Origin of the sequence: Aeromonas encheleia (assembly GCF_900637545.1) — a bacterium.
GTDB classification, from domain to species: domain Bacteria; phylum Pseudomonadota; class Gammaproteobacteria; order Enterobacterales; family Aeromonadaceae; genus Aeromonas; species Aeromonas encheleia.
In genome coordinates this window covers 1,002,334-1,015,125 of record NZ_LR134376.1, presented here as the reverse complement: position 1 = coordinate 1,015,125, position 12,792 = coordinate 1,002,334, and the positions used below count along the sequence as shown (strand labels likewise).

General features: G+C 64.0%; 9 protein-coding genes. 4 read left to right on the top strand and 5 right to left on the bottom strand.

Annotation, left to right across the window (positions count from 1 at the left end; genetic code table 11):
* Positions 1 to 31: 31 nt before the first annotated feature.
* Positions 32 to 2,047 carry an NADPH-dependent 2,4-dienoyl-CoA reductase gene (locus EL255_RS04830; protein ID WP_042651748.1) on the bottom strand — a complete coding sequence of 672 codons (2,016 nt, stop codon included), beginning with the start codon at positions 2,045 to 2,047 and terminating at the stop codon, positions 32 to 34.
* Positions 2,048 to 2,363: 316 nt separating this feature from the next.
* Here EL255_RS04830 and sppA point away from each other — a divergent pair, with 316 nt between their 5' ends.
* Positions 2,364 to 4,208 (top strand): signal peptide peptidase SppA, encoded by a 1,845-nt coding sequence (sppA, locus tag EL255_RS04825; protein WP_042651747.1) that lies wholly within the window; start codon positions 2,364 to 2,366, stop codon positions 4,206 to 4,208.
* 72 nt (positions 4,209 to 4,280) lie between these two features.
* Here sppA and EL255_RS04820 read toward each other — a convergent pair whose 3' ends face one another.
* Both EL255_RS04820 and EL255_RS04815 read right to left on the bottom strand, forming a co-directional pair.
* Positions 4,281 to 4,832, bottom strand: coding sequence for an NUDIX domain-containing protein (locus tag EL255_RS04820; RefSeq protein WP_042651746.1), 552 nt, complete (start codon positions 4,830 to 4,832; stop codon positions 4,281 to 4,283).
* The gene (locus EL255_RS04815) at positions 4,829 to 5,632 is read right to left on the bottom strand and encodes a DUF2989 domain-containing protein (RefSeq protein WP_042651745.1); all 804 of its coding nucleotides are present in this window, start codon (positions 5,630 to 5,632) and stop codon (positions 4,829 to 4,831) included. Before EL255_RS04815 ends, EL255_RS04820 begins: the two co-directional genes overlap by 4 nt.
* Before the next feature lie 210 nt (positions 5,633 to 5,842).
* On the opposite strand from EL255_RS04815, the gene EL255_RS04810 reads away from it, so the two are divergent.
* On the top strand, positions 5,843 to 7,273 hold the full coding sequence (locus EL255_RS04810; RefSeq protein ID WP_042651744.1) for a glyceraldehyde-3-phosphate dehydrogenase: 1,431 nt from the start codon (positions 5,843 to 5,845) through the stop codon (positions 7,271 to 7,273).
* A 181-nt stretch (positions 7,274 to 7,454) separates the two neighbouring features.
* Positions 7,455 to 7,733 (top strand): YeaC family protein, encoded by a 279-nt coding sequence (locus EL255_RS04805; protein WP_042651743.1) that lies wholly within the window; start codon positions 7,455 to 7,457, stop codon positions 7,731 to 7,733.
* A gap of 106 nt (positions 7,734 to 7,839) precedes the next feature.
* On the opposite strand, the gene ansA is transcribed toward EL255_RS04805, so the two are convergent.
* Positions 7,840 to 8,847 carry an asparaginase gene (gene ansA / locus EL255_RS04800; RefSeq protein ID WP_042651742.1) on the bottom strand — a complete coding sequence of 336 codons (1,008 nt, stop codon included), beginning with the start codon at positions 8,845 to 8,847 and terminating at the stop codon, positions 7,840 to 7,842.
* A gap of 568 nt (positions 8,848 to 9,415) precedes the next feature.
* Between ansA and gltS the strand changes: the two genes are divergently transcribed.
* Positions 9,416 to 10,615 carry a sodium/glutamate symporter gene (gltS, locus tag EL255_RS04795; RefSeq protein WP_042651741.1) on the top strand — a complete coding sequence of 400 codons (1,200 nt, stop codon included), beginning with the start codon at positions 9,416 to 9,418 and terminating at the stop codon, positions 10,613 to 10,615.
* A 254-nt stretch (positions 10,616 to 10,869) separates the two neighbouring features.
* On the opposite strand, the gene EL255_RS04790 is transcribed toward gltS, so the two are convergent.
* Positions 10,870 to 12,741, bottom strand: a complete 1,872-nt coding sequence (locus tag EL255_RS04790; RefSeq protein WP_042651740.1) for a methyl-accepting chemotaxis protein — start codon at positions 12,739 to 12,741, stop codon at positions 10,870 to 10,872.
* Positions 12,742 to 12,792: the final 51 nt, after the last annotated feature.

Below are 12,792 nucleotides of genomic sequence, written 5' to 3'. Positions count from 1 at the left end.
CATTGGTCCCTTCCTTACCCGATGAGCCGGCTCAGATGACGGCGGCCAGCTCGGCCCCCTGGCGGATGGCCCGCTTCGCATCCAGCTCGGCGGCCACGTCGGCACCGCCGATGATGTGCACCGGCTTGCCCGCCGCCTGCAACCCGGCCTGCAGCTCCTTGAGGGGCTCCTGACCGGCACAGATGATCACCTGATCCACCGGCAGGCACTGTTGGGCCTCGCCCACCTGGATGTGCAGCCCCTCGTCGTCGATGCGCAGGTACTGCACGCCGGAGAGCATCTGCACCTTGCGGTTCTTGAGCACGGTACGATGGATCCAGCCGGTGGTCTTGCCCAGGCCATCCCCCACCTTGCTCTCCTTGCGCTGCAGCAGCCAGATCTGGCGCTCGGGGGCGTCGATCACCGGGGTCATCAGGCCGCCACGCTCGCCGAGGCTCTTGTCGATGCCCCACTCCTTGAGCCAGTGATCCCGGCTGCGATCCCCCTTGCCCTCCACCAGGTACTCCGCCACGTCGAAGCCGATGCCGCCGGCCCCGATCACCGCCACCTTGTCACCCACCGGCTTGTGATCCCGCAGCACATCGATATAGCTCAGCACCTTGGGATGATCGATACCGGGAATGTTGGGGGTGCGCGGGCGTATGCCGGTGGCGAGGATCACCTCGTCAAAGCCGCCACCGAGCAGGCTCTCGGCGCTCTGCCGCTGGCCGAGATAGAGCTCGACGCCGCACTTCTCCAGCCGCCTGGCGAAGTAGCGCAGGGTCTCGTGAAACTCCTCCTTGCCCGGGATCTGCTTGGCGAAGTTGAACTGGCCACCGATGGTCTGCGCCTGATCGAACAGGCTCACCTGATGGCCGCGCTCGGCGGCGTAGCAGGCAAACGCCAACCCGGCCGGGCCGGCGCCCACCACCGCCAGCTTCTTGGGCTGGGGCACCCGACCGAAATTGAGCTCGGTCTCGAAGCAGGCGCGCGGATTGACCAGGCAGGAGGCGCGTTTCTGCTTGAACACGTGATCGAGGCAGGCCTGGTTGCAGGCGATGCAGGTGTTGATCTCGTCCGCCCTGTCCTCGGCGGCCTTGATGACGAACTCGGGGTCGGCCAGGAAGGGGCGCGCCATGGAGACCATATCCGCTTCCCCCTGGGCCAATATGCGCTCGGCCACCTCGGGGGTGTTGATGCGGTTGGTGGTGATGAGCGGCACCTTGAGGTGTTTTTTAAGCTCAGCCGTGACCCAGCTGAAGGCGCCGCGCGGCACGCTGGTGGCTATGGTGGGGATGCGCGCCTCGTGCCAGCCGATGCCGGTGTTGATGAGGCTCACCCCGGCCAGCTCCAGCGCCTTGCCCAGGGCAATCACCTCCTCCAGGGAGGAGCCCTTCTCCACCAGATCCAGCATGGAGAGGCGGAAGATGATGATGAAGTCGGTGCCGACCCGCTCGCGAATGGCGCGCACTATCTCCAGCGGGAAGCGCATGCGGTTGTCATTGTTGCCGCCCCAGCCATCGCTGCGCTGGTTGGTGCGCTCGCAGATGAACTGGTTGATGAGATAGCCTTCCGACCCCATCACCTCGACCCCGTCATAGCCCGCCGCCTTGGCGAGGGCCGCGGTGGTGGCGAAGTCGCGGATGGTGCCACGGATCTGGCGCTCGCTCATGGCGCGCGGCTTGAACGGGGAGATGGGGGCCCTGAGGGCGCTCGGCGCCAGGCTGAACGGATGGTAGGCATAGCGCCCGGCATGGAGGATCTGCAGCGCTATCTTGCCCCCCTCCTGATGCACGGCGCTGGTCACCTTCTTGTGCTTGGCGACCTGCCAGGGGAAGCTGAGCTGCGAGCCGTGCGGCACCAGGCGCCCGCGCAGATTCGGCGCTATGCCGCCGGTGACGATGAGGCCGACGCCGCCGCGAGCCCGCTCGGCATAGAAGGCGGCCAGCTTGTCAAAGCCGCCCTTCTCCTCTTCGAGGCCGGTGTGCATGGAGCCCATCAGCACCCGGTTGCGCAACTGGGTGAAACCGAGATCGAGGGGGGCCAGCAGGTTCGGGTAACGGCTCATGATGCGGCTCCTTGCAAGACCGAGGCACAGGGGATCGCGAGCACGCTGCGACGCGAGGGGGTACAAGCTGGATCGAGGGGGGTCAGCAACGTCGGGTAGCGGCTCACAGGGCCTCCAGTTAATTTTTTGTTATCAAACTGAGGCTAGAGTAAAGAATCGAAATTTCTTTTTCAAACAAATGTTTGGACATTTTTTCAGCGAACAGGCGTGTTCCGAAGAGTGGGGTGCGGATCGCCCCCAAGCGGAAATGGCAATTGACGGGCCAACTGGTTAATAATGGCCCTTCTCTACCCATTAACAGGGCGATAACGCGGCTATGTCTATTTTCAAAGGTCTGGGGTGGCTGTTTCGCAGCCTCTGGCGTCTGCTCAATTTTACCCGGCTGATGCTGGTCAATCTGCTGTTTCTCATCATAGTGCTGGTTATCGTCTTCAGCGTCGGCCAGACAGAGGCGCCCAACACCCCCATCGAGGGCGCCCTCACCCTCAATCTCGCCGGCGTGCTGGTCGAACAGCGCACCCAAACCGATCCGACCGTGCAGCTGCTCAAGCAGGTGGACAAGAGCGACGATCAGCCGAGCGAAATCGTCCTCGCCGATCTGCTGTGGGCCATTCACAGCGCCAAGGATGACGATCGCATCAAGGCGCTGGTGCTCAAGCCCCAGGGGCTACAAGGCTCCAGCCTCTCCAAGCTGCAGGAGGTGGCGAATGCCATCGACGAGTTCAAGGAGAGCGGCAAACCGGTCATCGCCATGGCCGACTACTACAGCCAGGGCGCCTACCTGATCGCCGCCCACGCCGATCACGTGCTGCTCAACCAGAGCGGCGCCGTGCTGATCGAGGGGCTCGGCGTCTACCAGACCTACTTCAAGTCGGCGCTGGAGAAGCTCAACGTCACCCCCCACGTGTTCAAGGTTGGCACCTACAAGTCCTTCGTCGAGCCCTACATCCGCGATGAGATGTCCCCGGAGAGCAAGGAGGCGAACCAGCGCTGGCTGGATCAACTGTGGCAATCCTATGTGACCGACGTGGCCGGGCAGCGGGAGATAGAGCCCGACGCCGTCGCCCCGAGCAAGGATCGCTTCCTCGAGCTGCTGCGCAAGGCCGGTGGCAATGCCGCCAGCTACGCCCTCGACAACGGCCTGGTGGATCAGCTCGCCACCCGCGACGAGATGACCCAGGCGGTCATCAAGGAAGTGGGGGAAGACGAGGAGCACGGCTGGAAAGGGGTCGGTCTGAAAGAGTATCTGGCCGCCCTCCCCGAGCAATATCCCCAGAGCGGCAAGGATGAGGTGGGCCTCATCGTCGCCAGCGGCGCCATCATGGATGGGGTCCAGCCTGCCGGCACCATAGGCGGTGACAGCCTGGCCGATCTGCTGGCCGATGCCCGCCGCGACGATCAGGTCAAGGCCCTGGTACTGCGGGTCGACAGCCCCGGCGGCAGCGCCTTCGCCGCCGAGCAGATCCGCGCCGAGTTGCTGGCCCTGAAGCAGGCGGGCAAGCCGGTGGTCATCTCCATGGGCAGCTACGCCGCCTCCGGGGGCTACTGGATCTCCGCCGATGCGGACAAGATCTTCGCCTCCCCCACCACCCTCACCGGCTCCATCGGGGTGTTTGGCATGTTCGCCACCATCGACAAGGCGCTCTCCCAGTACGGGGTGCACACCGACGGCGTCGGCACCACCGACTTCGCCGGCGTAGGCCTGACCCGGGCCCTGCCGGAGCACGTCGGTCAAGCCATCCAGCTGAGTGTGGAAGACACCTACCAGCGCTTCGTCGGTCTGGTCGGCAAGGGCCGGGGCCTGAGCCCGGAAGAGGCGGAGAAAGCCGCCGAAGGCCGGGTCTGGACCGGCCAGGATGCCAAGGATCTTGGCCTGGTGGACGAGTTCGGCAACCTGGACGACGCCCTCAAGGCCGCCGCCGATCTGGCCAACCTCAAGAGCTGGCAGGTGACCCCCATCGAACAGGAAGAGTCGGCGAGGGACAGGTTCCTGCGCGAGCTGTTCGACAGCAGCGCCCGCGCGCTGGCTCCCCATCTGCAGAGCTGGCTGCCCGCCGGTCTGGGCAAGGCCATGCTGGAGCTCAACCGGGGTCTCGATCCGCTGACCCGCTTCAACGATCCGCAAGGCACCTATGCCTTCTGCCCGGTCTGCCAGCCCTGAGCCGGCAGCGACAACAAAAAAACCGCCTTCTGGCGGTTTTTTTATCTGCGAACTTGGGCCAGGCGGCCCGGCTCACAACAGGCCGGCGTCGACCCAGTGCTGCAGCTCGGCCAGCACCCGGGTCTCCCGCACCGTCCATTGCGGACAGGGGCCGGCCAGCTGGGTCTTGTTGCGCTGCAGCGCCTCATCCAGCGCGAACCAGCCGGGGGTGAAGCCGAGCCGGATCTCGTAGGGCTGGGGCCGCGGCTCGCTCCACGCCTCCCCCAGGCGGCAGAGGTAGTAGAAGGAGTGGATGCAGTAGGCGTCATAATCCGCCTCGCGGGCGGCGCGAAACTCCCGCGTCTCCCCCAGCAGCAGCCCTACCTCCAGCAGCTCGGCGCCACACTCCTCGCGCAGCTCGCGGGCCAGCGCGGTGCCGTGGCACTCCCCCGCCTCGACGCCGCCGCCCGGGAACATGAGATCGCCATTGACCCTGGAGTGCACCAGCAGCAGCTCATCGCCGCGCAGCACCACGGCCCGGACAGTGGTGCGCTCGAGCACCCGCCCGTCGCCGACGACCTGCGCATGGAACAGACGAATGTCGAAGGGATCGCTCCACTCCTGTGATGACTCAAGCACGTTCATAGCGGACGGTAGACCCCCTGTTGGAGCTGCTGGACTATGGTGGCGGCCAGCCGATCGCCGGCATCCTGCTCCCCCTTGCCGATGGCGTGGTAGATCCCGAGCCGGTTGGCCGAGAGCTCGGGGCTGTCCTGAAACGACTCGCTCACCTTGCCCCACTGATAGGCCAGCCCGAACTCCTGCTGCCTCATGTAGAGGGTGCTGAGGGAGGTGAGGATGCGGCCGTTGACCTTGTCCCCCTCCCGATAGAGGCTGAGGGCGTGGTGCATCAGCGCTATGGCCTTGCGCGGCTCGCGCTGGGCATAGATGCCCCCCAGCGCCAGTTGCAGCTCGGGCTCCTCCAGCGCGGGGCTGCCCTCCAGCGCGAGGAAGCTGGCCCGCGCCTGCGGGTTGCGATGATGGGTCCAGTGCCAGAGCAGCAGGTAGGGATCCCGGGAGGCCCGGGTCTGCACCGCCAGTTGCTCCAGCTGGGTGCCGGCGGCCAGCATGCCCTCCACCCTGGGGCTCTTCTGCTCCCTTGCCCGCTTGTACTCGACGTTGGTGGAGTGCTCGGCGCACTGCAGGTAGCGCTCCAGACTCAGCATCAGCGCGTAGCTGTCCCGGTCCGAACCCTCTTCCTGCAGACGGTAGCGGGCCTGGATGACCTCACCGCGCTCGGGGCGACACCAGCCGTCGTCCACCAGATCCACGCAGAGCTGCTGATTCTTGGCACAGATGTCGTTGGTCCGGTCGCCGTCGCAGGCCATCAGCGTCAGACAACAGGACAGGCCGAGCAGTAACGGACGCAGGGAAAATGGGGTCATGGCTCACTTCTGATTGGTAACAATCGCAACCCGCCATGGCCACCGCCAACTAGCAAACAGGCTACATATCCATTACAATGCGCGCGCCGTATAAGGCCGCGACTGCAGAATAATATAACGAAATGAACGGCCCTACACCGATCTGCATTCGACGAATTTCAATTTGCCCCGGCAATTTGCTTCAACAACGTGAAATAAAGGATCTGGTTAATGACCCACGAGCACTACTTGCAGGCGTGGCAGGAGAGCCAGGAGCTCGCCGAAGCCATGCAACCCTTGATCGGTCGTCTCTACCGCCAGCAAGGGATAGAGATCACCATCTTTGGACGCCCCCTGCAAAACGCCTCCACCATCGACATCCTCAAGGCCCACAGGGTCGTTCGCCGCCACCAGGGCACTCCCCTCCCGATCCAGCAGAGCTTCCCCCTGCTGCAAGCCATCCTCGCCCTGAACCCGACCGCCGCCGAGATAGACATCGGCAAGCTGGCCGTCGGTTACTGGCAGGATCACCAGGACGAGGCCGGCCTCGACGACTACCTGCGCGCCCAGCTGGCACCGGCGCTGCACGGCGCCGTGCCGCCCGCGACCGACGTGGTGCTGTACGGCTTCGGCCGCATCGGCCGCCTGCTGGCCCGACTGCTGATCGAGCGCACCGGCGCCGCCAACTCCCTGCGCCTGCGGGCCATAGTGGTGCGTGGCGGCCGCGAGGGGGATCTGGAGAAGCGCGCCAGCCTGCTGCGCCGCGACTCGGTGCACGGCCCCTTCAACGGCTCCATCGAGGTGGATGCAGCGCGCAGCGCCATCATCGCCAACGGCACCTTCATCCAGGTGATCTACGCGAGCAGCCCGAGCGATATCGACTATACCGCCTATGGTATCCAGAACGCGCTGATCGTCGACAACACCGGGGTCTGGCGCGATGAGGCGGGCCTTTCCGAGCACCTCAAGGCGCGCGGCGCCGCCCGGGTGCTGCTGACCGCCCCCGGCAAGGGCGAGATGAAGAACGTGGTGTTCGGGGTCAACCACCAGGTGATCACCCAGGACGATCGCATCATCTCCGCCGCCTCCTGCACCACCAACGCCATCACCCCGGTGCTCAAGGTGATGCAGGACAGGTACGGCATCCGCCACGGTCACGTGGAAACAGTGCACTCCTACACCAACGATCAGAACCTGATCGACAACTATCACCAGGGCGAGCGCCGTGGCCGCAGTGCCGCGCTCAACATGGTGATGACCAGCACAGGCGCCGCCAAGGCGGTGGCCAAGGCGCTGCCCGAGCTCAAGGGCAAGCTGACCGGCAACGCCATCCGGGTGCCGACCCCCAATGTGTCGCTGGCCATCATCAACCTGTCGCTGGAGCAGGCTACCGACCGGGACAGCCTCAATGCCTATCTGCAGCAGATGGCGCTGAGCTCGGCCCTGCATCGCCAGATCGATTTCAGCGCCAGCACCGAGCTGGTCTCCTCCGACATGGTGGGTTCCCGCTTCGCGGGCATAGTGGACTCCCAGGCCACCATCGCCGAGGGGGATCACTGCGTGCTGTACGTGTGGTATGACAACGAGTTCGGGTACAGTTGTCAGGTGGTACGGGTGATGGAGCAGATGGCCGGCGTGGTACGCCAGGACCTTCCCGTCTAAGAACCTGTCTACGATCTGTTGCGAGAGGTCGTCAACAAGGTGAAGAGCAGCGCAGGAACCGGAATGTATATGAATACATGAGGATTCCGAGCAGCACATGAGCCTTGATCACGGCCTCGCAGTAAGATCGTGAACAGGTTATAAGCCCGGGTTTATGGCTCAATTTTCAAGGAGAGGCCGGATGTCATTTCAACAGGTGATAGGGCAGATGCCCAAGGAAGTGTACGAGCGGCTCAAGACCGCGGTCGAACTCGGCAAGTGGCCGGACGGCCAGCCCCTCACCGAGGAGCAGAAGGCCACCTCCCTGCAGGCCGTGATGGCCTGGCAGGCGATGCACCTCGACAATCCCGAGCACATGAACATAGGCCGCGATGGCGAGATCGTCATGAAGAGCAAGAGCGAGCTCAAGCGCCAGTACCGTGACGAGGAAGAGATAGTCCGCATCGACCTCAGCCATTGAGCGCCGAGACAGGCCTCGTCAGGTCATGAAAAAAGAGGGGAGCCACTGCGGCTCCCCTCTTTTTTTCCTCTCTCACTCTGGGAGAGGGCTAGGGTGAGGGAACGTCTCAGGGCGTCAGCTCGCCGCGCAGAGATTGCTGCATCAGCTCGCGGATGCGCGGCGCCGGCAAGTCCTGGCTCAGCAGGAAGTGCAGCTTGGTCAGCGCCGCCTCGGCGGTCATGTCGAAACCCGAGATGACCCCAGCCCGGGAGAGCGCGTTGCCGGTGGCATAGCCGCCCATGTTGACCTTGCCGTGCAGGCACTGGCTCAGGTTGACGATGATGACGCCGCGGGCCGAGGCCTCGGACAAGAGCGCCAGCATGGCCGGATTCTGCGGCGCATTGCCCACCCCGAAGGAGAGCAGGATCAGCGCTCGCACCGGCTGCTGCAAGATGTTGGCGATCACCTCGCTGGAGATGCCGGGATAGAGCGTCACCACGCCGATGGGCTGGGGGGTGATGTCGTGCAGCACCAGGGCACGCTCGGACGGCCCCCCCAGCTCCCCCGCCTCCAGCGCGATGGCGATGCCGGCGTTGAGCAGTGGCGGGTAGTTCGGCGAGTCGAAGGCGTGGAAGCCGTCCGCATGCACCTTCTTGCTGCGGTTGCCACGATAGAGCTGGTTGTTGAAGAACAGCGTCACCTCGTGGATCGGGTAGTTGGCGGCGATATAGAGCGCATTGAGCAGATTCTGCTGGCCGTCCGAGCGCAGCTCGGCGAGCGGGATCTGGGAGCCGGTGATGATGACCGGCTTGTGCAGATCTTCCAGCATGAAGGAGAGCGCCGAGGCGGTGAACGACATGGTGTCGGTGCCGTGCAGGATCACGAAGCCGTCGTATTTCTCGTAGTTGTCACGAATGTCCTCGGCGATGCGCTGCCAGTCCGCCGGGGTCATGTCGGAGGAGTCGATGAGGGGAGCATATTCATGAATGTGGTAATCGGGCATCTCGGCTCGATGAAACTCGGGCATCCGTGCCAGACAGTCTTCCATAAAGCCCGCCATCGGCACATAACCGTGGTCGGAACGCTGCATCCCTATGGTGCCGCCTGTGTAGGCGATGTAGATAGACTTCTTCACACCCTCTCCTCTCTATGGGCTGGAAACCGGCAAATCATATAGGGATCACCCGATTTCTTCACTTCCTATTCCTCTCCCAGACGGGAAAGCTGCGAGTCGCCACCCGCCGGCAACGCGGCCGTTTCGCATCATGTCGCTCGCCTCGCTATGAGCCGGCAACCGGCGAATGAGCCGGTGAGCAAGCGGCCTCGTCATCGCCCATTTGTCGAGGGCTTCGAAGCCGTCTGAGCATCAAAGTCGACGCCCAAAAAGGAGCGTCGCCGGCAGGTTTTTTAGGGCCGGATCCGGCTTTCTTAAAAAGTGATAAATATCACAACAATGTTAAAAAACAACCATTAATCTGACAAATATGGATGGAGTTGGTATTTTTTGCTACTATCCGGCGGATTTTGATTAAATCACCTCTGGATGCCTGATGGAATCAGGCTCGTATAAACCCCATATCCACATGGGGTGGGGGCCTGTCGCCCCTCCTGAAATTGGCGTCTTAGCCACACTGTTTTTCATCCCGGCTGAATCTGTGCGTCTTCATCAGCGAAGACACAGCCAATCAACATGGGAGTACCGAATGATACAACTTGATCCTTATGCCACCCTGGTCGCAGCCACTCTGGTGCTGCTGCTCGGCCGCTCGCTGGTCAACCGGATCGGCGTGCTACGTACCTTCAGCATCCCCAAACCGGTGGCCGGTGGCCTGGTCGTCGCCCTGGTGCTGGTGCTGTTGCGCGCCAGCATGGACGTGGAACTGCGCTTCGATACCGCATTCCAGACCCCGCTGATGCTGGCCTTCTTCGCCTCCATCGGCCTCTCCGCCGATCTCGCCAACCTCAAGCGGGGCGGCAAGGCGGTGTTCACCTTCCTGCTGGTGGTGACCGGCCTGCTGATGATGCAGAACATCCTGGGGATTGGCCTGGCCACCCTGCTCGGCCTGGATCCGCTGATGGGGCTGCTGGCCGGTTCCATCACCCTCTCCGGTGGCCACGGCACCGGGGCGGCCTGGGGCGCCATCTTCAGCGAGAAGTACGGTCTGCAATCGGCGACCGAACTCGCCATGGCCTGCGCCACCTTCGGTCTGGTGCTGGGTGGCCTGATCGGCGGCCCGGTCGCCCGCTACCTGGTGAAGAAGGTGCAGGTGCCCGGTGAGGAGCACAACAGGGACGAAGCCCCCCAGGGCTTCGAGATGCCCGAAATAGAGCGCCCAATCACCACCTACAGCCTGATCGAGACGGTGACGCTGATCGCCATCTGCCTGAAGGGGGGCGAGTTGATCTCCCTCTACCTCAAGGGCGGTGCCCTCGAGCTGCCGGTCTTCGTCTGCGTGCTGTTCACCGGCGTCTTGCTGCGCAACCTGCTCTCCCTGCTGAAATGGCACGAGGTGAGCGATCGGGAAGTCTCCTTGCTCGGCAACGTCAGCCTGTCGCTGTTCCTGGCGATGGCGCTGATGAGCCTGAAGCTGTGGGATCTGGCCAGCCTGGCGCTGCCGATCTTCGTCCTGCTGGCCGTCCAGACCGTGGCGATGGCGCTCTACGCCGTCTTCGTCACCTTCAGGGTCATGGGCAGCAACTACGACGCGGCCGTACTGGCGGCGGGTCACTGCGGCTTCGGCCTCGGTGCCACCCCGACGGCGATTGCCAACATGCAGGCCATCACCCAGCGCTTCGGTCCGTCCCACATGGCGTTCCTGGTGGTGCCCATGGTCGGCGCCTTCTTCATCGACATCATCAATGCCATGGTGATCAAGCTGTTCCTGGCGCTGCCCTTCCTGTAACGCGCCGCGCTAAACCCGATATGAACAGAGCCCACCTTTTGGTGGGCTCTTTGCTTGCTGGCTCCCGCCGGCGCGGCCCTATAGCGGCCGAGCGGGTACAGCATGAGGGCAAGCAAGCGGCGCAGCCCCGTCAGCAACAACCAGGGCGCATCCCATCAAGGCATTGGCTGGATGACGGACAACAAAAAGCCCCGCACCAGAGTGCGGGGCTTTTTACATGAGGCGCCGGAGTTGCTCCGCACCCTGAACCTCCCTTAGAGGATGAAGGTCGAGACCTGCTGGTTCAGGTTGGTGGCACGGCCCTTGAGGCCCTGCGCCTGATCCAGATCCCGCATGGCGGCGGCGGTGATCTCGTCACTCACGTCCTTGATGGCGGTGGTGTTCTGGGTGATCTCGCCGGTCACCTGGGTCTGCTCCTCGGCGGCGGTGGCGATCTGACCCGCCATGTCGGAGATGAGCGAGACCGCCTGGGTGATCTCCTCCAGCGCGGCGGCGGCGGCATCGGCGTCCTTCACGCTGTTGTCCGCCAGCCCCTGGCTGGTCTGCATCAGGCTGACCGCACGGGCCGTGGTCTGCTGCAGCGTCTCTATGGTCGACTGGATCTCCTGGGTGGAGTCCTGGGTGCGGCGCGACAGCACCCGCACCTCGTCCGCCACCACGGCGAAGCCACGGCCCTGCTCGCCGGCACGGGCCGCCTCGATGGCCGCGTTCAGCGCCAGCAGGTTGGTCTGCTCGGCGATGCCCTGGATGGTGGAGAGGATGCCGGAGATGGCCTGGGCATGGCGGCTCAGCTCGCCGATCACCCCGGTCGCCTGCCCCACCTCCTCGGCCAGGCTGTTGATGGACTGACGGGTCTGGTTGACCAACATCTTGCCCTGCTCGCTGCTCTGGGCGGATTGCTGGGCGGCGGCGGCGGTGTTCTCGGCGTTGCCGGCGATCTCCATGGTGGCGCTCGCCATCTCGGTCACCGCGGTGGCGACCATGGTCACCTCCTGCTGTTGACGCTGCAGCTCTTCCACCGCGGCCTGGTTGGTCACCAGGCTGCGCTCGGCATCCGCGTTCAGCTCGTTGGCGAGCTGGCGGATGTTGCCGATCAGCTGATGCTGGCTGCCGACGAAGCGGTTGAAGCTGTTGGCCAGCTGGCCCACCTCGTCGTTGGCGTCGATCTTGATGCGCTGGGTCAGATCGCCGTTACCGTCGGCGATGCGGGCCAGGGCCTGGGAGACCTTGCCGAGCGGGCCCAGCAGCAGGCTGACCAGCCAGGAGATGGCGAGGATGCTACCCACCAGCACCAGCAGGGCCAGGCCGAGCTGGGTCATCAGCAGGGAGGAGAGCGGCGCCTCCAGGGTGGCCTTGTCCAGCACCAGCACCAACTCCCAGTCGGTGTCCGGGATATCCATGGCCCACAGCAGCTTGTCGCGGCCCTCGTTGTCAAAATAGGCGGGCACCAGGCTGGCGCTGCTCTTGCTCTGCTCGATCAGGGCGTTGGAGAGATCGTTGTCGATCTCGGTGGCCGGCTTCATCGCCTTGGCCGCGTCCTTGTACGCGATGACGGTGCCGTCCTTGTGCATCATGATGGCGATGCCGTCGGCGGGCAGCTTCATCTTGGTGACGTCTTCCACCAGGGAGGCGATGGAGAGATCGCCGCCGACCACCCCGCCCTGCGCCGGCTGGGCCAGGGTCACCACCATGATGTTGTAGGCCACGTCCAGATAGGGCTTGGTCACTATCATGCCGCCCTTGCCCATGGCCTCCTGATACCAGCCGCGGGAGCGGGGATCGTAACCGTCACGGTTGATGGAGGGATCCGAGTCGTTCATCTTGCCACTGCCCTCACCGAAATAGGTGAGCTGGAAGCGGCCGGAGACCTGCGCCTGTTGCAGCGCGTTGAGGGGCTCGGGGCTGGCCTTGTTGCCCAGCGCCTGGATGACATCGCGACGGGCGGAGAGCCAGTCGCTGATCCGCTCGGCCTGCTGGCTGCCGAGCCGTTGTACCTGCTCCTGACTGCCTTGCAGCAGCAGTGACTTCTGACTGGTATAGCTCTGCCAGGAGAGCAGCAGGATCACCAGCGACAGGGCGATCACCACAGACAACAGTATCTTCTGCTTGAGTGATAGGTTTTTCATCGTGTTTTCTTCTTGTGAGTCAGGAACAGGATTACCAGGACGGCGCATAGC